The following is a 22,521-nucleotide window of genomic DNA, read 5'->3' on the forward strand; positions in this document are numbered from 1 at the left end:
GTGATGTATGATGATAGAACTGTTCGTCATTAAAGACACAGAGTGGTTTGAGCTGGTTGCAGAAAGCGTATCGCTTGAAGGCCATCGTTATCAGGCGCCGCGCTCCATTGAAGCGACCATCGTCACCAAACAGGGCGACCAGACGTATTACAGTGTCTCAGAAGGAGATACGGTCTTGTTTAAATGGAAGGGAAAAGAGCTGTTTCGGGGCATTGTTTTTGCAAGAACCCCGGACGAGCATACGCTTGCCTTCAGCGCTTATGACATGCTGCAGTACCTGGTCAAAAACCAGGATATGTACGTGTTTTCCAATCAGCGGGCTGACCAGATCATCAGAAGGATTGCTAGTGACTTCCAGATACCGACAACCTCGATCGCAAACACAGGCCATACGATCAAAAGTCTTGTCATTAAAAATGATACGACATTGTATGACATCATATTAAAAGCGCTGAAACAGACGAAAAGCCAGACAGGACGACATTACCAGCTGTATTCGGAAAAAGGAAAGCTCGGTCTGCGCGCTTGGCCAGATCCGTCAGAGGTATGGGTGCTTGAAACGGGCGTCAATATCACGGGCTACCAATACAGCACTTCTATAAACGACACTGCTACTCGGGTGGTGCTTCGCCGGCAGAAGGACAATAAGACATATAAAGCCTCTGCCAAGGACAGTTCAGGCTTAAATAAATACGGTGTGCTTCAATATACAGAAACGGTCACAGATGACATCAACCAGGCACAGCTTCAGCAGCGGGCTGATGTACGCCTTGCTGAAAAAAAGGGCGTGAAAAAAGAACTGAAAAATATTCAGGCAGTGGGCATCCCGGAAGTGCAGAGCGGCTTGCCTGTCTATATTTCGATTCCGGAGGCCGGCATCAAGAAAACCTATTGGGTAGATACGGACCGGCACGAATTTAAAGGAACGAAACATACGATGACTATTGATGTTGTCGAAAAGAATACGATGCCGGAAGGAGTTTCCTAATGAGATTAAGTGAGGCTATCAAACATTTGGCAGTCGGCGCAGTTGACGCTGAGTCTCCGGTAGAACTGCTCCCGGCTGAAGTCGTTTCGGTTTCTCCTGTGGAAATCAAATTAAAAGAAAACAGCAAACTGATCATACCGGCAGACGCCATCATTATCCCAAAACGGATGCAGTCCGGAGGAGACGATGCACTCGAGCCGGGGGATCGCGTCATGACCGCGGCTCTGACTGGCGGGCAATCGTTTTTTATTTTAGATAAGGTATAGACAAACCGCTTCAGTACGAAGGGGTTTTTATTTAGCATGTAAAAGGAGTGGGCATCATGGCCCTGACACCAGAAGTGGAGTTTGAAGATATTGAAGATGAGAGCGAAATCATTGAAACCTCGCAAACGTACAAAATAGATTTTGAAAACGGAAGAATTACGAATGAGCTGATTACCGGGCTTGAAGCGATCAGGCAATTCGTCTATATCGCCTTACAGACAGAACGCTATGCGTATTCCATATACAGCCATAATGTCGGAAATGAGCTTCAGGACGTGCTGACAGATCATGAGACGACTGATGCCTATAAAAAGATGGAGATTCCGAGGCTGATAGAAGAGGCGCTGGTTTATGATGAGCGGATATCGGCTGTAACAGATTTTGAGATTGAAAAACAAGGCGACGCGTTTCATGTGTCCTTTGTGGTGGAGACGGATGAAGGGACGCTTGAGTTTGAGGAGGTGCTTGGCGGACATGTTTGAAGATCAGACCTTTGAAAATATTATGGAGCGTATGCTGAACAGCATTTCCGCAGATATTGACACAAGAGAAGGCAGCGTCATTTATAATGCGTTAGCCCCAGCGGCAGCCGAGCTTGCGAAGTCTTATATATGGCTGGATACTGTGCTTGAGCTAGTCTTTTCTGATACCGCACAAGGCGAATTTTTAGACAGGCGTGCAGCGGAAGCGGGAATTGAACGGACAGCCGCGACAAAGGCGGTCAGAGCGGGAGAGTTTACATCTGGAGTTACTATTCCTGTCGGCTCCCGCTTTTACGTGGATAATCTTTATTTTCAATATACGGCAGACGGGACGCTCATCTGTGAAACACCTGGTGAAGCGGGAAACGCCAATCTGACCGGACGCAATTTACTGTCATTGGATACCATTCCCGGTTTAGAAACGGCCACTGTCAAAGAAATCCTGATTCCGGGGCGCGAGGAAGAGGGAGATGACAGCTTGCGGGAACGGTATTTTACAAGGGTTCGGCGTGAGGCCGTCAGTGCCAATAAAATGCATTATAAAGAGTGGGCTGAGGAAGTGGACGGTGTGGGAAAGGCAAAGATCTTCCCGCTTTGGAACGGTGAAGGCACGGTCAAAATTGTCGTCACCAATGCGAATCTTGAGCCCGCTTCTCATATTTTAATTCAAAAAGTGAAAGATTATATCGACCCTGAACCAGGACAGGGAGAGGGACAGGCGCCAATCGGAGCCGTTGTCACAGTGGAAAGCGCGGTCTGGAAAGAAGTTGAGATTTCTGCCGAAGTGCTGCCTGAGATCAATCACTCAATTGATGAAGTGAAGTCAGAAATTGAGGAAGGCGTTTTAAATCTCTTTAAGAAAATGGCGTTTGAAGATAACGTCATCCGCCTTTCTCAAATTAACAATATCGTCTATAATTCACCATCAGTCAGTGACTACTCCAATATTCAAATCAACGACACGTCTGAAAATCTGGTGCTGAGCGACGTGGAAATTCCTAAGCTTGGGCAGGTGAAGATCATTGAGCAAACAAGATGACATGACAGCGTATCTGCCGCCGTTTCTCACCAGCCTTAAAGAAATGGCTGAGCTGCTGAAAGCGGAAGCGCCTGAGTTTGATAAACAAAATGACAGCATATTTGATCTGACGGATCAGTTATTCGTACCGACGGCGACATGGGGGCTCAGCCGCTGGGAAAAGATTTTAAACGTACCGCGGGAATCAGGCGACACAGATGAGATCAGACGATTGCGGCTCATTTCCAAAATGTCGAACATCCCGCCCATCACATACAGGGCCATTGAGCAGGCGGTAAACCGTTTCTTGAAAAACCCGTCTGCACAGGTCCGCCTGCTTCCCGGCGAATACCGATTTAACGTCGATATCAATGTTGATGACCTCCAGCACATGAATGAGCTGATCGAAGCGATAGAAAACATGAAACCCGCTCATTTGGCGTATACGCTCAGAGGCGGATTGAACGAGACACTGCAAATCAAAGACACAGTCATCCTGAATCACCGCAGATACCGAACAGCCAGTGAGCTCAAGGTCGGTTATTCTGTCACTCTTAACAACAATGAGGTGGTTTTAACTTGATTTCAACCATATACAGAGAACGTACAGCGGCAGATCTGAAAAGCAGAATTGATCACGTGCTGCTCAACGGCCAAAAAACAGAAATAGTAGAACTCACCATTGTCGGAGCAACAGTCACCGTCCTGACAAAACGTGAGGAAGACATCAAGCATATCGAAACGGTCCAAATTTTTGACGAGCAGGGCAATGTGATCACTGAAAGAAAGACTGACCTGGACGTCAGCGAAAACAGAACACTCGATTTCAGATTTACTTTTGAGGTGGTGTAAACATGGCATACGAAGAAAAAACAGACTGGCTTCCGGACGACCCCATCAACGAAGATGACGTCAACCGTTGGGAAAAAGGCATAAAAGACGCCCACACCGACCTGGCCGCCCACAAAAACGACATGAACAACCCCCACAACACAACAAAGGCGCAAATCGGGCTGGGGAATGTGGATAATGTGCAGCAGGCTTCAAAGAAGGAATTTAATGAACATAATCATGATTCAACCCGGCATATTACATCAGTAGAACGTGATGAATGGAATGCGAAGGAAACACCTGCCGGAGCCCAGTATAAGGCAGATCAAGCTGAAGCAAACGCCAAAGCATATACAGACAATTTTGCTGCACGAAGAGATAATCCTAACCAAGTAACAAAAGCACAGGTTGGACTTGGGAATGTCGAAAATGTGAAACAAGCCTCACAAGCAGATTTTGATGCTCATTTAAGCAATTCTAAAGTTCATGTATCTGAAGAGGAAAGAAACAAATGGAATGCTGCCCAACTAATTAAACTTACTGGAGACGACGGTAAAAGAATACAACTCCAAGACGGTACAGATATTCTTACATTATCTTCTGGATTTTATTGTGCAGTTGGTCAGTCAGTTGTAAACAACCCGGTGGAAGGCGATGCAGCTTGGTATAACTACGATATTGTAGAAGGCGGTTCAGGAAGGAAAACAATAGTAGCTTACCAAAGTTGGGGAAGTATGATGTGGATTGGAATGGTTCACACTGATGGAGAATTTAGAGGATGGAAACAAATTGCAACAACAGATTTTATAGATAGAGTTCAAACAGAATTAGATCTTCATGAAAATGATAAAACTAATCCTCATTCAGTTACTAAACAACAAGTGGGTCTCGGAAATGTTGAGAATGTTAAGCAGGAGACACCTGATGGTGCGCAAAAAAAAGCTGATACTGCTTTAAACCAATCAAAAGATTATACTAACAGCACGGCCTTTATTACTAGACCATTAAATTCAATAACCGATGCAAATGATTTAAATCTTCCGCCTGGCACTTATCGTTTAGACACTAATTACATGAATGCAAATCCAGTTTTGCAAAATCAATTTCCATTAAATGACAACAGAACAGGTTTATTAATTATCTACCCCTCTGCAAATAAATGGGCTACACGTCAAGATTGGTTTAGCATCTCTACGAAAACACTTTATACAAGGGTAGCAGTTAATGGTACTGATTATTCAGGGTGGTATATATTAGAGAATTCGGAAGGTTCACAAAATAAAGCGGATAAAGCTTTAGCTGATGCTAAAAACTATGTTGAAACAAATTATACAAATCAAAAGTTAACTGTTCTAACAGGATCAAATGCAATCCAAGATGCGAGAATAAGCGGAAATGATTACAAATACGGAATCACTTTTATGGACATAGGGGCCAATAACACTACAGGATACCCGCTCACTTATGGATTTGTAAAAAATGAAAAGCATAGTAATTATCGCTTTACTCAGTATTTCTATGGAAATGCAGACACAACTAGTGGAAGTTATGATCATGTAGGGACTTGGATCCGCCATTGGTGGGCAGATTCAGGCTGGACTGCGTGGCAAAAGATATCAGGGTTTGCTCACGCTAATATTGGGACTACTGGGCGTCAAGCCCTTATTAAAGGAGAAAATAACAAAATTAAATATAACCGTATTATAAAAGATAGCCATAAATTGTTTGATACAAAAAACAATAGGTTTGTAGCCAGTCATGCAGGAATGCATTTAGTCAGTGCTAGTTTATATATAGAAAATACTGAGCGATACTCCAATTTTGAATTATATGTTTATGTAAACGGCACAAAGTATAAATTAATGAATCAATTTAGAATGCCTACCCCTTCCAATAACAGTGATAATGAGTTTAATGCAACTGTTACTGGATCTGTTACAGTTCCGCTTGATGCAGGAGATTATGTTGAAATTTATGTTTATGTTGGTTATTCCGGAGATGTAACACGATATGTTACAGATTCGAATGGAGCTCTCAATTATTTTGATGTTCTGGAGCTTGGCGGAAGAAATTACCCGAGAGTTTAGGAGGTACCTTTATGATCTTATATGATGCCATTATGTACAAGTATCCAAACGCAGTATCGAGAAAGGATTTTGAATTGCGTAATGACGGGAACGGTTCATACATTGAGCAATGGAATCTCCGGGCCCCGTTACCGACTCAGGCAGAACTCGAATCCTGGTGGGAGGAATCACAAAAAAATCCGCCGTACGAGCCGCCTGATCAGGTGGAGCTTCTCGCTCAAGAATTGTCACAAGAAAAGCTGGCACGCAAGCAGCTTGAAGAACTGAACAAAACATTAGGGAACGAGTTGTCAGATATAAAGCTATCATTACTTTCCTTGAAAGGAGATCTTGCCGAATGAATTATTGGGTGCTAGCCCTTTATTATGAGTGGGCGACAGCAGATATGGTAAAACAAGCATTAGCATATAAAGACTGTTCAATTGAGGATCTGGCAGAGGGTGTGAACAAAAAGCTGATCACAGCTGACCAGTATAAAGAAATTACTGGTAAAGCCTTGTAAGGCTTTTTTATTTTGCCTGTTTTTAGATCAAAGGAGGATGAAGATGGTGAAGTATCAATATGAATTTCCTCTCGATAAGGCTGGAAAAGCCGGCGCTGTAAAGCCCTATCGAGGAGGAAAAAATGATTTTGTGACACCTGTTTCGAATTTGTCAGGCGTAGCGGAGATTTTAACAAATGCTGCTTTAAAGGCGACTGAGGCATACAGTCAGCTCGGGCAGGACAGGCTTGGCGCAGTTCTGATTTCGAAAGTGAAGGGCTGGGCGTATGCAGATCGTGAAGGTACGCTCTTTATAGAAGAAAGCGACAACAACAATGTTTGGACAACGACAGCAGCAGTTAATGTCGCAGCAGGCGTCCTGACAGCGACGGACTGGGTATATCTTTCTAAACGCTATTACCGTTTCCGCTATGTGAACGGGAATCTTCAGCAATCTGAGTTTGTATTATACCAATCAGTCGGTGCGGGTGAGATGGATGTGCGTGTCAATGAAAAAACGCCTTTACAGATTGACTTTGCGGAGAATCAAACACACGATGGACGGCTGAAAGTCGAGGCTCGCAAAACATTTGACTTTGTCTTTCATGAAAATGCAGAGTCCGCCGGCGAGGGGGCTGCTTTACCTGTTGACGGTGCCACGCATTTACTCGTTGAAGTCTACGGCACAGCAGAAATGAGCGAAGTCAAATTTTGGGGCAAATCGGTGTCAGGACAGAAACTGCCGATCAGAGGCGTGAAAACTGATGATGCTACCACTGCCTCCAGTACATTAGGAAAAGCTGAGGCATGGGCCTTTGATATTAAAGGGTTTAAGGAGATCATCATGGAGATTATCAGTATCACCGGCGGTACTCTTTCGGTAAAAGGGACCGCGGTTTCATAATAGTCTCGGCCCTCGGAAGGGAGGTGATCTGCATGTGAAGGAGGAGTGAGAGATGCAGCAAGAGGCAGACGTGAATGTGTTTCAGCAGGATTTAGCAGACATGAAAGGCGAGCACAAAGCACTTGAGCAGAGGGTTTCCGCATTAGAACGCGTGTCTGACCGGCAAGACCAGCAAATCATGACGCTGAACGAAAAATTAAACAAAATTGAAGAAAACACCACGTGGATTAAACGCACCATCACAGGTGCCATCATTACAGCAGTGTCTACAGGCATCATTGGCGGAGCCATCGCCATTATGTACAGCCTGCTGCAGCATTAAAGGGGGATTTTTATGAACACGTTTGACAAGGGCACGGTCATCAGGACGGTGCTTCTTTTAATTGCTTTAATCAACCAGACCATGCTGATGCTCGGCAAATCACCATTGGACATTCAGGAGGAGCAGGTCAATCAGCTCGCTGACGCTCTTTATTCAGCCGGTTCCATCGCATTTACAATTGGAACGACACTTGCCGCTTGGTTTAAAAACAACTATGTAACAGAAAAAGGGAAAAAACAGCGCGACTTGTTAAGGGACAATAATCTGACGAAATAAGGAGAGATGAAAATGGTTAACATTATTCAAGACTTTATTCCGGTTGGCGCAAATAACCGTCCAGGCTACGCAATGACGCCGCTTTACATTACGGTGCACAACACAGCGAATACCGCAGTAGGAGCAGATGCTGCGGCCCATGCCCGCTATTTGAAAAATCCTGATACGACGACAAGCTGGCATTTTACAGTTGATGATACAGAAATTTATCAGCATCTGCCTTTAAATGAAAACGGCTGGCATGTGGGAGACGGAAATGGCAGCGGCAACCGGGCTTCTATTGGAATTGAAATTTGCGAAAATGCCGATGGCGATTTTGCAAAAGCAACAGCAAATGCCCAGTGGCTCATCAAAACATTAATGGCTGAACATAATATCAGTCTCGCCAATGTCGTCCCTCATAAGTATTGGTCAGGGAAGGAATGTCCGCGAAAATTGTTAGATACGTGGGATTCGTTCAAAGCAGGAATTGGGGGAGGCGGCAGCCAAACTTACGTCGTGAAACAGGGCGACACACTTACATCCATAGCGAGAGCATTTGGTGTTACGGTTGCTCAGCTGCAAGAGTGGAACAATATCGAAGACCCGAATCTTATTCGCGTTGGTCAAGTATTAATTGTAAGTGCTCCATCGTCCGCTGAAGAACCCGAGCTCTATCCGCTCCCTGATGGTATCATTCAATTGACAACACCTTATACCTCAGGAGAACACGTCTTTCAGGTGCAACGAGCACTTGCGGCTCTGTATTTTTACCCTGATAAAGACGCTGTTAACAACGGAATTGACGGCGTTTACGGACCGAAAACAGCTGACGCAGTTGCCCGTTTTCAGTCTGTTAACGGTCTAACTGCTGACGGTATCTACGGGCCTGCGACGAAAGAGAAGATCGCAGCGCAATTAAGCTGATCAAAGACCATAAAAATCCCGGAGCCGCTCCGGGATTTATTTTTTCTTCTTCAACTTTTTTATAATTCCAGCACTGCGCTCCCTCACCCGAAGCGAGTACCCGGAAAGCCCAAACCTTCCGTAATCAACAAACTTCACACGCCTCACCAATTTTTTCACTGTATCACCTGACATTATCCTCTGTTTGTATTTATTATATGTCACCCTTTAAGAAAAGGAATAAGGACAAGAGCTGTTTTCCCTTGTCCTTTTAGTGTGATCATGCTTTTTTTCGTTTATACTCGTCAATCAGCCGTTCGTTTTCTTTGAAGATTCTTGCTGTATGCGGACTGACTTGATAGCTTGCGACACTGGTGGTTGAACGTTTTTTCAGGATTTTAAACGGCTTCGCCGCTCTGGGCTCGCATCTGTTTTGAAACGCACGTTCCATTATCCTTCACCTTCCTCCTCAATTGGCAGCACCAAATCATATATGCTCGTTAATGACGTAAATAGCAAATAATCAAATTCCGTGACAATGCTGTCAGACGTCAGCTTGATGACATAGTTCTGTGTCTCGATGGTAAAAGGGATGAGAACCACTTTTCCGTATTGGTCGTAATAAACATCCTTTCGATCGAGCCGTGTTTGTACATCTGCCGGATCATCCATATGCTCGGTTAACCGGTCTTTATCAGCCTGTGTCGAATAGTGGCAAAGAGAGGCCGTTAAGTTCATTTTATCAGCATAGGTTTTCAGCAGCTTATCAATACCTTCAGCATAAGCATCTATACTTCCATAATAAACATGGATCGGTTCGTTTTTCAATAGGTATTGGTATGTTTTCAGCCGATTGAGATACATGTGGAGCATTTCGTTGTTTTCTTCAAGAATTTCTCTTGTGTCTGTTTCGAGCTCGCTGCCGGCCAGTTTTTTGACGTATGCACTTAAGAAGATAAAAGCATCAATCAAAGCAAAACTGACTGCGACAATGAGATACCGTTCCCAGTGGGTAAATAGGGAAGTGGGCTCATATGTCCAGTATACCATAGCGCCCAGAACAAACAGCAAATACCATGTTTTCCGGATGGCGGACATTTTTTCTTTGACCTTCGCTTCGAAACGCCACGTGGCATACACGTATAGCCCCAGTCCGGCCACGATGCACCAGACCATGATCTGAAAGAATAAAACCATATTCGAATCCCTCACATCTGAAATAGGTTCTGCTTATTGTATTCGAGAGATCCGGATGGTTTTCCTGTTCCATCAAAAAAACCGCTCCTTTGACAGAAGCGGTGTGACATTAAAATATCATATTTAAAATAAAGTAGGCGATGGCACCAAGTGTCGCTGAAATCGGAAGCGTGATGACCCATGTAATGAGCATTCGCTTGGCCGTACCCCAGTTTACGCCTTTTACCCTGTGTGACGCACCGACGCCAAGAATTGATGAAGAAATGACGTGGGTTGTACTGACCGGCAAATGAATAAACGTGGCGCCGAAAATAATGGCTGCTCCGGTTAAGTCAGCGGAAACACCGTTTACCGGGCGGATTTTCATGATCTTTCCGCCAACGGTTTTGATGATTTTCCAGCCGCCGATTGATGTTCCGAGACCCATGGCTGTTGCGCAGGCGAATTGCACCCAGGTTGGGATATCATTAGCAGAAGTATGTAAATTTGCTGTGATGAGAGCCATTGTGATAATACCCATTGCTTTTTGCGCATCATTTGTGCCGTGTGTATACGATTGCAGGGCAGCTGTTACAATCTGCACTCTGCGGAATTGCTTGTTCGTTTTCGCCAAATTGCTGTCTTTGAATATCAGCTTGACGATGGTGTATAAAATATACCCAACGACAAAAGCAAGAATCGGTGAAAGGATCAGTGCTTCAATGATTTTAATGAAACCTTTATAATTTAATGAAGCAAATCCGGCTGCCGCTACTGCCGCACCGGCAATTGCCCCGATGATGGCATGGGATGAGCTGCTTGGAATACCGTAGTACCATGTGATCAGGTTCCAGGCAATCGCAGCGATTAACGCAGCCAAAATCACGACAGAGCCATTTTCCAGCGTATAAGGATCCACAATGTCTTTTGTAATGGTTTTGGCAACACCTGTGAATGTCATTGCTCCGATAAAGTTCATCACAGCCGCCATTATTATGGCATGGCGCGGTTTCAGCGCTTTTGTCGATACAGAAGTCGCAATTGCGTTCGCCGTATCATGAAACCCGTTGATGAAATCAAACGCCAGAGCACAAATGACTATTAGTATCGTTAATATTAATAGAATATCCATTTTTACCCCTCGTTACGCGTTTTTCATAATGATGGTTTCAAGATTATTGGCAACACTTTGACAAGAGTCGGCGATTTCTTCAAGCGTTTCGTATATTTCACGATATTGAATGACTTTGATTGGATCTGTTTCATTTCCGAAAAGATTCTTTAATGATTTTCTGTGCAAGTTGTCACAGCTGTGCTCATACTCTTTAATTTTGATTGCGTGAGGCTGAATATCCTTTAAGCGATTTTCTGCCAGAAGCTCGATCGTAATCAAAATCTCTTTCGCACATTCTCTGATGTATCCGCTGAATTTATCGATATGCTCGTCTGATGAAGTAATTGAGAAAATCTCCATCATGGCAGAGAAATGTTCGATTCCGTCAAGCACATCATCCAAGCTGTTTGTCAGCTGAAGGATATCTTCGCGCTCAATAGGAGTGATGAACGCTTTGTTAAGCTCTTTAATCATGACATGAACATGATTGTCACCTTTTGTTTCATATTCCTTTAACGTATCTGCAAATTCTTTAAGAGTCGTTTGATTAGTGACCTTAAAATTCACAAAATATTCTGCAGTTTCGTCTATGTTCTTTGCAATTTCTGTTAAAAGGAGTGAGAACTTATCTTTTTTTCTTCTTATCATTAAAAACCCTCCATAGTTTGAATGAACAATGCACACATCAAATTATTATATAGCCTTTTGTCGAAAAAAAACAGGTAAAGTCGAAAAAAACGCATCTTGACTTTTTCGATAAATCGTGTCTCCTTATTTTGACCTACTTCGCTTTTAAAAAACGACCCAAGTTTGCAAAAACTTTCTGCTTAACGTAAAAAGTATATCAAAAGTTGTGTTTTTCATGTCAACTTTTATCTTCTGTTTCACCAAAAAACGGTTCCCTAAACAAGGGAACCGTTTTATCAGCTTGCTTTTCGTTTTTTCATCCCGTAATAAACAGGCAGTCCGGCAAGGCCGATGAGGATGGATAATCCGCAGCTCATTGTATCTGTAATGAGTGTGCTGCCTAACACAAAGAAGGAGCCCGCGATTGCCAGAATTGGCATAAATGGATAAAGCGGAACACTGTAGGCGCGCTTTTCTCCCCTTGCTCGCTTGCGGAGAATAAACACTGCAAAAAAGGCCATCACATAAAAAATGTAGATCATGAAAATGGAGATTTCTGAGAGCTTATCAGGGTTGCTGATCAGCATCATAATCAAAGCCAAAGCAATTTGAAAAGAAATCGCAATCCATGGTGTGCGGAACGACGGGTGTACATGTGACAGTTTTTCAGCAAATGGAAGCTGTTTGCGTTCCGCCATTGCAAATGAAACACGCGGGAAAGAAAGCACTTTTCCATTTAAGCACCCAAAGATGCTGACGATAATCCCGACACTGATCAGCTTTCCGCCAATTGAACCGAACAGCATGGTTGCAGCAGTGCTTGTCGCATTTTCACCAAGCGTGACAATTTCGTTCGCTGACAGGATGTGAAGCAATGCAAAATTAATGAAAATATAGATGGCCGTTACAATTAATAATCCGCCCGTCATAGCACGTGGCAGCAGCTTTTCGGGATTTTTCATTTCTCCGCCGAGAGCGGCAAGGAGAATCCATCCGTCATAAGCAAACAACGTAGCTAAAATAGCCGCCCCGAAGTTCATATCAGAAATGCTTTCGTTTACTGCTGTGAAGATGTGCTGATCGCCTTTCCAAAGGCCAAAGATGATGATGCAGGCAATCGGAATCAGTTTTCCAATCGTTGTCAGCGTTTGGACAAAACCGCCGTATTTTGTACCGATAATATTAATGACGCATAAAAAGAGAACTGCTATAATTCCAATTACTTTTGATAGTCCAGATCCCCAGCCGAAAAGATTGGCCATTAAAGATCCAAAATATAAACCCAGCGCGCCAATAATCGCCGGGCCGTAAATGATAATCTGCACCCAGCCGCACAAAAATCCCCAAAACTCGCCGTACACTTCTTCAAGGTACGTATAAAGACCGCCGGTTTTTGGAATCTGCGTTCCGATTTCCGCGATTGTCAAACCGCCCGCCAGAGTTAAAATACCGCCTAACAGCCAGGCGAAAAGCGCCGTTTTTGAATCACCTGAATAAGCAAGCACAGCGCCGGGCTTCATAAAAACACCAGAACCGATAATGGTTCCGATGACAAGAGTAAGGGCAAACAAGAGGCCTATCTCTTTTTTCAAACCGTTGTCTTCAGTATGCATGTCCTTAACCTCCTATGATGTTGAAGCTTCATGTTGAAGAATCTATTTTTTCATATTGTAAACCCTATTTTAGAAAAGTGAAATAAAATAAATTTTCTGATTTTCGAAATTTGCTTTGAGTAATGCAGATAAAACTGTGAAAACGCCTGTTTTAACAATCTATAAACGAATAAAATTTGTTATTTTTATTTGTAAAGTTCGTGTTTTCTGCGTTGGGATTTTAGCCGGTACGGAGGGGAGGTGAGAATTCAGAGAATGAACGAACCTTCGGTGAAGCTGATATGTTGACTTTCTCATGCGAATAAAATACTTTGTTATTAGAACAATAAATATACAACTATGATATAATATCTCGAAATCGAGATAAAATAACCTGGAGGGACAGCATATGAAAGTTAACGGCATTCACCACGTATCGGCATTAACGGCCGATGCACAAAAAAACTTGGATTTCTATAAGAAAGTATTAGGATTAAAGCTCGTCAAAAAATCCGTCAATCAGGATGAACCGACAATGTACCATCTATTCTACGGAGATGAAGTGGCGAACCCGGGAACTGAGCTGACGTTTTTCGAGATTCCCCGCATTGCACCGTTTCATGCGGGAACAAACAGTATTTCTTCTATTGGATTGCGCGTTCCAAGCACAGAAGCACTGCATTACTGGAAAGAACGTTTTGAAGAGCAGCAAGTAACGCACAGCGGCATCTCCAAAAGAGCCGGACGTGACATATTGGCATTTCAAGATCATGAAGGGCAGCGACTTGTGCTGACTGCTGATGAAGAAGGAAAAGGATATGGCCTGCCTGTTAAACAGAGCGGCATTCCGGAAGAATTTTCGTTTCGCGGGTTAGGACCGGTTGAACTGACTGTGCCATATGCTGAACCAACCTTACACGTATTGACGAATATTCTTGGATTTACAGAAATCAGCCGTGAACCAGTCGAAGGGCAAGGAACTGCCGTTATTCTGGAATCAGGAGAAGGCGGTGCTGCAACGGAAATCCATTTAATAGAAAGAAACGATCTTCCGCGCGAGCGTCAAGGCAAAGGAAGTGTTCACCACGTCGCATTTCGGGTAAGAGATGAAGAAGAACTTGCCGGGTGGCACCGGATCATCAGCCGCGAAGGCTTTAGCAATTCAGGCATTGTGGAGCGCTACTATTTCAAGGCGTTGTATTTCAGAGAACCGAACGGCATTTTGTTCGAGTTATCAACGGACGGACCGGGCTTTATGGTAGATGAAAATCTTGATGAGCTTGGCCAAACGATCGCTCTTCCGCCGTATCTTGAGCATCGAAGAGCTGAAATTGAAGAAAAATTGAAACCGATCCAATAAAATTGTAATTCGTTTGCCTTCCGGTATGCCGGAAGGCTTTTTTATTTTGCTGAAGCAGCATCGCTCAGTGGGAAGGAAGTATCGGATTCCGGTTAAGGGAAATGGATGATTGGCATGAAATGACCTCGGCAAAAATATTGTCTTTGTTTATTAATAGTTTATTCATATTTGCTTGTTACACTATTCCCAAGTTAGACAAAAAGGAGTGAAAAACACGTGGAAAAGAAAAAACGCGAGCTCGATATTTTCCTCATCCTCATTTTGCTCGCATCTGCATTCTTAAATATCTATAACATCTGGAATGATGATACGGTGAATCCTTATTACACCGCTGCAGTCACAAGTATGATGCAAAGCTTTCATAATTTTTTCTATGCCTCATTCGACGCGGCGGGGTTTATAACGGTTGATAAACCGCCTATTACGTTCCAGATACAAACCATCAGCGCACTGATATTCGGTATGCACGGCTGGAGCGTCATCCTGCCTCAGGCACTTGCTGGTGTAGGTTCTGTCCTTTTAATGTATCTGTTAATAAAACCGACATTCGGTAAGACAGCAGCAAGAATTGCCTCTTTCATCATGGCATGTACACCGATTGCTGTAGCTGTAGCACGTACAAACAATGTTGATGCATTACTGGTATTTTTCTTATTGCTTGCTACATGGCTTCTCTTTAAAGCGATCAGAAAAGGAAAGCTGATCTGGCTGTTAGCAGCATTTTTTGTTGTTGGAGTAGGTTTCAATACAAAAATGCTGCAGGCTTACATGATTTTACCGGCTTTCTTATTGTTCTATTTGATTGCGGCAAATGCCGCGGTGAAGAAAAAAATCATTTCGCTGGTAAGTGCGTTAGCCGTATTAGCAGCTGTTTCGTTATCGTGGCCGCTCATTGTCGACAATATCACTGCAAGCAAGCGGCCTTATATCGGAAGCAGCCAAACCAACTCTGTTTTGGAATTGGCTTTTGGCTATAACGGAATCCAACGGCTGACAGGCCAAAATTCAGGCGGCGGCCAGGGTGCGCCCAACAAAGACGCTTCAAAAGAAATGTCTTCTTCTGATAACACTCAAGCACCGCCTAATCAGTCATCAAGCAGCAGCTCATCAAATGATGACAAATCCTCAAATGGCAATATGACGGCACCTCCATCCAATGGCCAAATGCCAAGCGGCGGTCAAGGAGGCCCTCCAAGCGGCGGAGATGGCGGCCAAGGCGGACCCGGCGGAGACGGAGGGAAAGGCGGTACAGGAACCGGTTCGAAAATGCAATCAGGTTCAGGGATGTTTGGAACGGGAACACCTGGTCCACTGCGGCTTTTCCAACAAGAGTTATCTGATCAAATCAGCTGGCTTCTGCCATTTGCGATATTTGGAATTGCAGGCTTACTGATCGCAGGCGCGAGAGAAAGAAGAAGATTATCTATAGAGCAGAAGGAAACGGTGTTCTGGGTTGCGTGGCTTGTACCGATTGCCGGATTCTTCAGTGTCGCAGAATTTTTCCATCATTATTATCTCATCATGCTGGCACCGCCGATTGCGGCTATTGTCGGTGCGGGGTGGGTTGCTCTTGTTCATCTGTACCGCAATCAGACGGGCTGGAAATCATGGCTTCTGCCGGGAGCAATTATTGCGACAACTGGATTTGAATTGTTTATTCTCAGAAACTACAACGATCAAATCGGTGTTGGATGGAGTATCGGCGTAGGGGTTATCGGCGTGTTGTCAGCGATTGCTTTGCTGCTGTTCAAACAGCGCCAAAAACCGATCAGTTATTATACTTCGCTTGCAGCTCTTCTCGCATTGCTGGTGATGCCGATTTATTGGGCAAGTACACCGCTTCTGTACGGAGGCAACAGCTCACTGCCTGAAACAGGCCCTCAGCTCGCATCAATGAGCGGAAAAGGCATGGGAATGTCTGATGCGACTGTAAATGAAAAACTGATCAAATATCTAGAGGAGAATAACTCCGGAGCTGAATACCTATTCGCCACAACCGATTCGAACACAGCGGCACCATATATCATTAAAACGAAAAAAGCTGTCATGGCTATTGGCGGATACAGCGGTTCTGACCCGGCGATCACACTGACTCAATTCAAAAAACTTGTAAAAGAAGGAAAAGTGAAATACTTCTTGGCTTCTGGAATGGGAAGAGGCGGAAATAATGACATTGTTGAATGGGTTGAGAAAAATGGAAAAGAAGTAGCATCAGAAAAATGGCAATCAAGTTCTAATCAAAAAACAGAAAATACTGATTCAGCTGATACATCAAGCAGCAAGGCTTCAGGTAAAAACGGAAAAATGGGCGGACCTGGCGGAATGAATCAGTCAGCAACATTATACGAACTACATGCTGATGAATAGGAGGCAAAAACATGAGCAGACATATTCAATATTCAATTGTTGTACCTGTGTATAATGAAGAGCTTGTCATTCATGAAACCTATCAGCGCTTAAAAGAGGTCATGGATCAAACGAAGGAAAACTACGAGCTGCTTTTTGTCAACGATGGCAGCAAAGACCGCAGTATTGAGATTTTAAGAGAGCACAGCCTGATCGATCCGAGAGTGAAAATTATTGATTTTTCAAGGAATTTTGGACACCAGATCGCCATTACAGCGGGTATGGATTATGCACAGGGGAATGCAATCGTCGTCATTGACGCCGATTTGCAGGACCCTCCTGAACTGATTTTAGATATGATTGAAAAGTGGAAGGAAGGCTATGAGGTCGTGTACGCCGTGCGGACTAAACGAAAAGGGGAAACCTTTTTCAAAAAACAAACCGCGGCTATGTTTTACCGGCTTCTCAGCGGTATGACAGATATTGATATCCCGATTGATACGGGGGATTTTCGCCTCATGGACAGAAAAGTCTGTGATGAAATGAAGAGATTAAAAGAAAAAAATCCATTTGTCAGAGGGCTAGTCAGCTGGGTGGGCTTTAAACAGACAGCGGTCGAGTATGTACGTGATGAAAGGCTTGCCGGAGAAACAAAGTACCCGCTCAAGAAAATGCTGAAGCTGTCAATGGACGGCATCACGACATTTTCACATAAACCGCTGAAGCTGGCAAGCTATGCGGGGATGTTAATGTCAGGTGCTGGATTTCTGTATATGTTTATCGTGCTGTATCTGAAGCTATTCACAGACAGCACGATTACCGGCTGGTCATCACTTATTGTGATCCAGCTCCTGTTCAGCGGCATTGTCCTTCTGATTTTGGGCGTGATCGGCGAATATATCGGCAGAATCTACGATGAAGCCAAAGACAGGCCGCTTTACATCGTCCAAAAATCGTATGGAATTGAAAATAAAAGACTCTATAGAGACCAGCATATGTCATAACCTTAAAACCTCTGTCTTAACGGGCAGAGGTTTTTTATGTTCTGCCGATCAAAGTGAAAAATACGAATAGATATATTGAATAAGGGAAGGCGGAAGAGATTGCGGGCTTGTACTTCGGTTCACTCACGCTGAAAGAAAAACGGCAAAGCCTAATCGTTTTCGTCTTAGGCTTTGCCGCATGTCAACTATTATATTGGGGGGCTTTTAAGAAACGCATGATCACTGCTGTACCAGTGACGTTTAATAGAATACTGGCACCCAGTACAACTCCCCATGCCAACGTCGATTCAGAGAGAAGAAAGCTCAGTAAAAGAAAAGCTAATCCTGCGCAGATCATACTCAGTCCCACAGTTTTCATGTTCATGCCTCCTAGCAAACGATGTTTCTAGCATCTTGATGCGAATGATGTCAGTCTGTATGATATACGGATATCTCGCCAGAAAGTTTCATAGAGCAGTTAGGTCTTTGTCTATTAAAAAAGCCTCAGGCTGAATTTTGCGGCCCGAGGCTTTATCTCTTACGAAGTTTTCTCTTCTTTTTGATCGAGTTTAATTTTTTTCGTCATTTCTTTGCCGTTTCTGAGAATTTTCACTTCAACGGTATCACCGATCTTTGCGTCTTTATATAAGATATTGCGCAATTCACTGCCTGTATCAATTTCTTTACCTTTTAGGCCGATGATAATATCCTCTGCTTTTAATCCGGCCTTTTCAGCAGGAGAGCCTGAAGCGACCTCACGGATGTAAACACCTTTATTCAGCTGGCTGCCGAACAGGCCGAGTGTGCCTTCTTGGTAGTTTTGCGGCACTTGTTCTAGATCAAGCATGCTGACACCGATATATGGACGTTCAATTTGCCCTTTCGACAGCAATTCTTCAGCAATCGGTTTTACGTCATTGCTTGGAATGGCAAATCCGATACCCTCAACATCATCCTCACTGATTTTCATACTGTTAATGCCGACAATTTTGCCGTCTGTATTTAACAAAGGACCGCCGCTGTTACCTGGATTAATTGCTGCGTCTGTCTGAATGACGTTAATGCTCGTTTCGCCGGCTGATGTAGACATTGAAACTGTTCTGTCCACGCCGCTTACAATTCCTTGTGTTACTGTGCGGGACAGGTCTTTTCCAAGCGGATCCCCAATCGCAATAACGGTCTCGCCTGTTCTGAGATCAGATGAATCACCGAAGTTTGCCACTTTTGTGACGTGGTCATCACTGATTTGGAGGACGGCTAAATCAGTTAACGAGTCACTGCCTACCAGCTTTGCAGTAACCTCAGTGCCGTCATATAAAGAGACCTTTAGTGAAGATGCCCCTTCTACGACGTGGTTATTTGTAATGATATAAGCCTTGCCATTCTCTTTTTTGAAAATGACACCTGACCCTGAACCGCTTTCTGTATCTTCGCTGGAATCAGAAGAACTAGAGCCGAACAAAGAGCTGCTTGATTGTGCCTGAAGATTTGTAATACCGACAATCGCTGGTGAAAGGTCTTCTACCATATCTGAGATTTTAGAAGAGTCCTCGCTCTTGAATGCAGATGAGCTGCTTGAGCTTGATGAGCTTTTTTTAGATTCAGAGGAGGTGCTTGTTGCTGTAACAGATTGCGTTTGCTGCTGGCTGGATGATTGTTTTGCAGTGTCCTGAGAATCATGGTCGCCAAGCGGTGTAAACGTGTAAATGCCAAGGGCAAGACTGCCGCCGATCACTCCGCCAAGCAACGGTCTGAACCATCCGAATCCTCGTTTTTTCTTCTCCTGATCATGAATGACATTGCGGGCCGAGTAGGAGGTGCTCTGATCGTTCTCTTTCGTTAAAAAGACCTCATTCTCATTACCTTTCGTTCTGTTTTCATCACGATAGTTATCCATCATGTTCACTCCGTTTCTCTATTTTCACATGTCTATTTATATTGATAGGTTTATGACTTGAGTTTATCATAAACAAAAACTGTGGGATAAAAATGAAAAGATTATGGGAAATTGTGAAAAAGTGCGGAAAACGGTACACTTCATATTGTATATGAAAGGACTGAGTCGATGGAACAGATTGGATTGATTGGATATGGCAGCATGGCGGATATGATCGCCAGACAGCTGTTGAAACATGAACAAATAAAAGAGAATGAGCTATTTATTGAGACGAGAACGAAGGGGGAGCGGCTGCGGGCACTCCTGTCAGATTATCCAAACGTATCGGCTGATCCGTTGGAGAATTGGGCAAATACGTGCCAATTGATTTTGATATGCGTCCCGCCGCTCCATGTCATCGAAACAATGCGCCGTCTGCACCCGTATGTGAACAGAAATACTCACATCGTATCCATAGCTGCCGGTGTGCCGCTGCGTCTTTTGGAGGCAGAAACAGAAGCGGGTATCTCACGTGTTATTCCTGCCATTACGTCCGAAGCGGAAGCCGGCATCTCACTTGTCGTTCACAGTGAAGCACTGGCTGCAGAAAAAAAAGAACGTCTGAATGAATTGTTATCGGTTTTCAGCCGTGTACGAGAAATCAAAGAATCGAATTTAGATGCGGCCAGCAATTTAACGAGCTCGGCACCGGGATTCATAGCGGCAATCTTCGAAGAGCTGGCACTGTCTGCTGTCAGAAACAGCAGCCTGTCCAAAGAAGAAGCCTTTGATTTTCTGATTCATTCGCTATACGGAACTGGCAAGCTGCTGATCGAAAAAAATATGTCTTTCGAGGAGACGCTGGAACGTGTTGCAACCAAAGGCGGAATAACGGGAGAGGGAGCTGAGGTGATACGTGCCTCTGTGCCGGACGTTTTTGATGAGGTGTTTGAAAGAACCCTGAAAAAATATGAACTGCTTACAGAACTGGTTGGTAAACAGACATGAATCCTTGAAAAAGGATTCTTTTTTTATCACTGAGTGGTTGAGATTTTCCCCAGTTATATTGCATTTTTCCTCTTTTTTTAATATAATCTGTTAGAATATTCATAATTTAGTAAAAAAGGAGGAGCGTTATGAAATTGTACATGTCAGTAGATATGGAAGGTATTTCGGGTCTTCCGGACGATACCTTTGTGGATTCCGGCAAGCGGAATTATGAACGCGGACGGCTTATCATGACTGAAGAAGCAAACTACTGTATTGCTGAAGCATTTAACAGCGGGTGTACCGAGGTGCTGGTCAATGACAGTCATTCGAAGATGAATAATCTGATGGTTGAAAAGCTTCACCCTGAAGCAGACTTGATTTCTGGTGACGTCAAACCATTTTCAATGGTGGAGGGACTGGATGATACGTTTACAGGCGCTTTGTTTCTCGGTTATCATGCGAGAGCCTCGACTCCCGGTGTCATGTCACACAGCATGATTTTCGGCGTCCGTCATTTTTACATAAACGATCGGCCTGTCGGTGAGCTTGGATTAAATGCATACGTTGCCGGTTATTATGATGTCCCGGTATTAATGGTAGCCGGGGATGACCGGGCGGCGAAGGAAGCGGAAGAGCTTATCCCGAACGTGACGACAGCCGCAGTCAAACAAACCATTTCAAGATCCGCAGTGAAGTGCTTGTCCCCTGCGAAAGCCGGACGGCTGTTGACAGAAAAAACCGCGTTTGCCCTGCAAAACAAGGACAAAGTCAAGCCGCTCACACCGCCTGACAGGCCGGTTCTGAGCATTGAATTCGCCAATTATGGCCAAGCAGAATGGGCGAATCTGATGCCGGGAACGGAAATCAAGACGGGAACTACAACCGTTCAATTTCAGGCGAAGGACATGCTTGAAGCCTATCAGGCGATGCTTGTCATGACTGAGCTTGCGATGCGGACATCATTCTGCTAAAGGGGTGTTTTAGGCTTTGGCGCGATACATGATAAAGCGTTTTTGGGCAATGGCAGCTACGATTTTGGTGATTACCACCCTGACTTTTGTTCTCATGAAGGTCATTCCCGGATCTCCTTTTAACGAGGAGAGAGGCACAAATGAAGCCGTTCAAAAAAATCTCGAAGCCTACTATCACTTAGACGATCCTCTCATTTTCCAATACATTTTCTACTTAAAATCCATCATTACATTCGATTTCGGACCTTCAATAAAAAAACCGTCGGACAGCGTAAATGATATGCTGGAACGCGGATTTCCCGTTTCCTTTGAGCTTGGGATGACAGCGATTGTCATTGCTGTGATTTCTGGGCTGGTGCTGGGCGTAATCGCTGCACTCCGCCGCAATGGCTTTTTGGACTACGCCGCGATGAGTCTTGCAGTACTCGGCATCTCCATCCCGAATTTTATTCTGGCAACATTGCTCATTCAGCAATTTGCTGTCAATCTCAAACTATTTCCCGCTGCGACATGGACGAGCCCGATTCATATGGTGCTTCCGACCGCAGCGCTTGCTGTAGGGCCAATGGCGATCATTGCCAGGCTGACACGGTCGAGCATGGTTGAAGTTCTGACACAGGATTATATCCGCACAGCAAAAGCAAAAGGACTTTCTCCGTTCAAAATTATCGTAAAACACGCACTCAGAAATGCACTCATGCCCGTCATTACCGTCCTGGGCACACTCGTCGCCAGCATCTTAACAGGAAGCTTTGTCATTGAAAAAATCTTTGCCATTCCGGGAATGGGAAAATATTTTGTTGAAAGCATTAATCAGCGGGACTATCCCGTGATTATGGGAACGACCGTTTTTTACAGCGTCATTCTGATTATCATGCTGTTTTTGGTCGATTTGGCCTACGGTCTCTTAGACCCGCGCATTAAACTGCATAAGAAAGGGTGAAGC

At 44.2% G+C, this 22,521-nt stretch carries 27 protein-coding genes and 1 pseudogene; 20 read left to right on the forward strand and 8 right to left on the reverse strand.

The window, feature by feature from the left end; genetic code table 11:
- Nucleotides 1–10: 10 nt before the first annotated feature.
- Genes WA279_RS04540 through WA279_RS04600 form a run of 13 tightly spaced genes read left to right on the forward strand, consistent with a single transcriptional unit; the run spans nucleotide 11 to nucleotide 8,561 of the window.
- On the forward strand, nucleotides 11–988 hold the full coding sequence (locus WA279_RS04540) for an XkdQ/YqbQ family protein (RefSeq protein WP_336154452.1): 978 nt from the start codon (nucleotides 11–13) through the stop codon (nucleotides 986–988).
- A complete protein-coding gene (locus WA279_RS04545) occupies nucleotides 988–1,254 on the forward strand; it encodes a DUF2577 family protein (protein ID WP_019714098.1) in 267 nt (88 codons plus the stop codon). Before WA279_RS04540 ends, WA279_RS04545 begins: the two co-directional genes overlap by 1 nt.
- A 56-nt stretch (nucleotides 1,255–1,310) precedes the next feature.
- Nucleotides 1,311–1,736, forward strand: coding sequence for a DUF2634 domain-containing protein (locus tag WA279_RS04550; RefSeq protein WP_336154455.1), 426 nt, complete (start codon nucleotides 1,311–1,313; stop codon nucleotides 1,734–1,736).
- A complete protein-coding gene (locus tag WA279_RS04555; protein WP_336154457.1) occupies nucleotides 1,729–2,775 on the forward strand; it encodes a baseplate J/gp47 family protein in 1,047 nt (348 codons plus the stop codon). Before WA279_RS04550 ends, WA279_RS04555 begins: the two co-directional genes overlap by 8 nt.
- Nucleotides 2,759–3,337: a YmfQ family protein gene (locus WA279_RS04560; RefSeq protein WP_015483131.1), complete on the forward strand. Its 579-nt coding sequence runs from the start codon at nucleotides 2,759–2,761 to the stop codon at nucleotides 3,335–3,337. Before WA279_RS04555 ends, WA279_RS04560 begins: the two co-directional genes overlap by 17 nt.
- Nucleotides 3,334–3,606 (forward strand): hypothetical protein, encoded by a 273-nt coding sequence (locus WA279_RS04565; protein ID WP_103748871.1) that lies wholly within the window; start codon nucleotides 3,334–3,336, stop codon nucleotides 3,604–3,606. Before WA279_RS04560 ends, WA279_RS04565 begins: the two co-directional genes overlap by 4 nt.
- Nucleotides 3,607–3,608: 2 nt before the next feature.
- Entirely contained in the window at nucleotides 3,609–5,672 is a 2,064-nt protein-coding gene (locus WA279_RS04570) for a terminase (RefSeq protein ID WP_336154460.1), read from the forward strand.
- Nucleotides 5,673–5,683: 11 nt separating this feature from the next.
- Entirely contained in the window at nucleotides 5,684–6,013 is a 330-nt protein-coding gene (locus tag WA279_RS04575) for an XkdW family protein (RefSeq protein WP_336154462.1), read from the forward strand.
- Entirely contained in the window at nucleotides 6,010–6,174 is a 165-nt protein-coding gene (locus WA279_RS04580) for an XkdX family protein (protein ID WP_134155238.1), read from the forward strand. Before WA279_RS04575 ends, WA279_RS04580 begins: the two co-directional genes overlap by 4 nt.
- 43 nt (nucleotides 6,175–6,217) lie before the next feature.
- Nucleotides 6,218–7,057: a phage-like element PBSX protein XepA gene (xepA, locus tag WA279_RS04585; RefSeq protein WP_336154466.1), complete on the forward strand. Its 840-nt coding sequence runs from the start codon at nucleotides 6,218–6,220 to the stop codon at nucleotides 7,055–7,057.
- A 52-nt stretch (nucleotides 7,058–7,109) separates the two neighbouring features.
- Nucleotides 7,110–7,379, forward strand: coding sequence for a hemolysin XhlA family protein (locus WA279_RS04590; RefSeq protein WP_003232655.1), 270 nt, complete (start codon nucleotides 7,110–7,112; stop codon nucleotides 7,377–7,379).
- A 12-nt stretch (nucleotides 7,380–7,391) separates the two neighbouring features.
- Complete coding sequence (locus tag WA279_RS04595; protein WP_003232653.1) at nucleotides 7,392–7,655, forward strand: phage holin; 264 nt, start codon at nucleotides 7,392–7,394, stop codon at nucleotides 7,653–7,655.
- A gap of 12 nt (nucleotides 7,656–7,667) precedes the next feature.
- On the forward strand, nucleotides 7,668–8,561 hold the full coding sequence (locus WA279_RS04600; RefSeq protein ID WP_336154468.1) for an N-acetylmuramoyl-L-alanine amidase: 894 nt from the start codon (nucleotides 7,668–7,670) through the stop codon (nucleotides 8,559–8,561).
- A gap of 36 nt (nucleotides 8,562–8,597) precedes the next feature.
- On the opposite strand, the gene spoIISC is transcribed toward WA279_RS04600, so the two are convergent.
- From spoIISC to steT, 6 genes are all read right to left on the reverse strand, one after another.
- Nucleotides 8,598–8,735, reverse strand: a complete 138-nt coding sequence (gene spoIISC, locus WA279_RS04605) for a three component toxin-antitoxin-antitoxin system antitoxin SpoIISC (RefSeq protein WP_003232648.1) — start codon at nucleotides 8,733–8,735, stop codon at nucleotides 8,598–8,600.
- A gap of 85 nt (nucleotides 8,736–8,820) precedes the next feature.
- Nucleotides 8,821–8,991, reverse strand: a complete 171-nt coding sequence (gene spoIISB, locus WA279_RS04610; RefSeq protein ID WP_003232646.1) for a three component toxin-antitoxin-antitoxin system antitoxin SpoIISB — start codon at nucleotides 8,989–8,991, stop codon at nucleotides 8,821–8,823.
- On the reverse strand, nucleotides 8,991–9,737 hold the full coding sequence (gene spoIISA / locus WA279_RS04615; protein ID WP_003244695.1) for a toxin-antitoxin-antitoxin system toxin SpoIISA: 747 nt from the start codon (nucleotides 9,735–9,737) through the stop codon (nucleotides 8,991–8,993). Before spoIISA ends, spoIISB begins: the two co-directional genes overlap by 1 nt.
- Before the next feature lie 109 nt (nucleotides 9,738–9,846).
- Nucleotides 9,847–10,848: an inorganic phosphate transporter gene (locus WA279_RS04620; RefSeq protein WP_014476558.1), complete on the reverse strand. Its 1,002-nt coding sequence runs from the start codon at nucleotides 10,846–10,848 to the stop codon at nucleotides 9,847–9,849.
- A 12-nt stretch (nucleotides 10,849–10,860) separates the two neighbouring features.
- On the reverse strand, nucleotides 10,861–11,478 hold the full coding sequence (locus WA279_RS04625; RefSeq protein ID WP_003218470.1) for a DUF47 domain-containing protein: 618 nt from the start codon (nucleotides 11,476–11,478) through the stop codon (nucleotides 10,861–10,863).
- A gap of 275 nt (nucleotides 11,479–11,753) precedes the next feature.
- The gene (gene steT, locus WA279_RS04630) at nucleotides 11,754–13,070 is read right to left on the reverse strand and encodes a serine/threonine exchanger (RefSeq protein ID WP_336154472.1); all 1,317 of its coding nucleotides are present in this window, start codon (nucleotides 13,068–13,070) and stop codon (nucleotides 11,754–11,756) included.
- A gap of 388 nt (nucleotides 13,071–13,458) precedes the next feature.
- Here steT and WA279_RS04635 point away from each other — a divergent pair, with 388 nt between their 5' ends.
- From WA279_RS04635 to WA279_RS04650, 4 genes and pseudogenes are all read left to right on the forward strand, one after another.
- Nucleotides 13,459–14,409: a ring-cleaving dioxygenase gene (locus WA279_RS04635; RefSeq protein WP_015383451.1), complete on the forward strand. Its 951-nt coding sequence runs from the start codon at nucleotides 13,459–13,461 to the stop codon at nucleotides 14,407–14,409.
- Between the two features lie 101 nt (nucleotides 14,410–14,510).
- Nucleotides 14,511–14,618: pseudogene (locus tag WA279_RS04640) on the forward strand (hypothetical protein); the annotation flags it as partial.
- Nucleotides 14,619–14,625: 7 nt separating this feature from the next.
- Nucleotides 14,626–16,776 carry a glycosyltransferase family 39 protein gene (locus WA279_RS04645; RefSeq protein ID WP_336154475.1) on the forward strand — a complete coding sequence of 717 codons (2,151 nt, stop codon included), beginning with the start codon at nucleotides 14,626–14,628 and terminating at the stop codon, nucleotides 16,774–16,776.
- Nucleotides 16,777–16,787: 11 nt separating this feature from the next.
- Nucleotides 16,788–17,759 carry a glycosyltransferase family 2 protein gene (locus WA279_RS04650; RefSeq protein ID WP_251187003.1) on the forward strand — a complete coding sequence of 324 codons (972 nt, stop codon included), beginning with the start codon at nucleotides 16,788–16,790 and terminating at the stop codon, nucleotides 17,757–17,759.
- 181 nt (nucleotides 17,760–17,940) lie between these two features.
- On the opposite strand, the gene WA279_RS04655 is transcribed toward WA279_RS04650, so the two are convergent.
- Nucleotides 17,941–18,117 carry a hypothetical protein gene (locus WA279_RS04655; protein WP_336154478.1) on the reverse strand — a complete coding sequence of 59 codons (177 nt, stop codon included), beginning with the start codon at nucleotides 18,115–18,117 and terminating at the stop codon, nucleotides 17,941–17,943.
- Between the two features lie 159 nt (nucleotides 18,118–18,276).
- The gene (htrA, locus tag WA279_RS04660) at nucleotides 18,277–19,635 is read right to left on the reverse strand and encodes a serine protease HtrA (protein WP_336154480.1); all 1,359 of its coding nucleotides are present in this window, start codon (nucleotides 19,633–19,635) and stop codon (nucleotides 18,277–18,279) included.
- A gap of 168 nt (nucleotides 19,636–19,803) precedes the next feature.
- On the opposite strand from htrA, the gene proG reads away from it, so the two are divergent.
- The 3 genes from proG to dppB all read left to right on the forward strand — a co-directional run bounded on the left by proG (nucleotide 19,804) and on the right by dppB (nucleotide 22,518).
- Nucleotides 19,804–20,622, forward strand: coding sequence for a pyrroline-5-carboxylate reductase ProG (gene proG / locus WA279_RS04665; protein ID WP_336154482.1), 819 nt, complete (start codon nucleotides 19,804–19,806; stop codon nucleotides 20,620–20,622).
- A 128-nt stretch (nucleotides 20,623–20,750) separates the two neighbouring features.
- Nucleotides 20,751–21,575, forward strand: a complete 825-nt coding sequence (dppA, locus tag WA279_RS04670; RefSeq protein WP_014479576.1) for a D-aminopeptidase DppA — start codon at nucleotides 20,751–20,753, stop codon at nucleotides 21,573–21,575.
- A 16-nt stretch (nucleotides 21,576–21,591) separates the two neighbouring features.
- A complete protein-coding gene (gene dppB, locus WA279_RS04675) occupies nucleotides 21,592–22,518 on the forward strand; it encodes a dipeptide ABC transporter permease DppB (RefSeq protein WP_003245446.1) in 927 nt (308 codons plus the stop codon).
- The last annotated feature ends 3 nt before the right edge of the window (nucleotides 22,519–22,521 follow it).

This window comes from Bacillus sp. 204(2023), from assembly GCF_037027505.1.
GTDB classification, from domain to species: domain Bacteria; phylum Bacillota; class Bacilli; order Bacillales; family Bacillaceae; genus Bacillus; species Bacillus subtilis.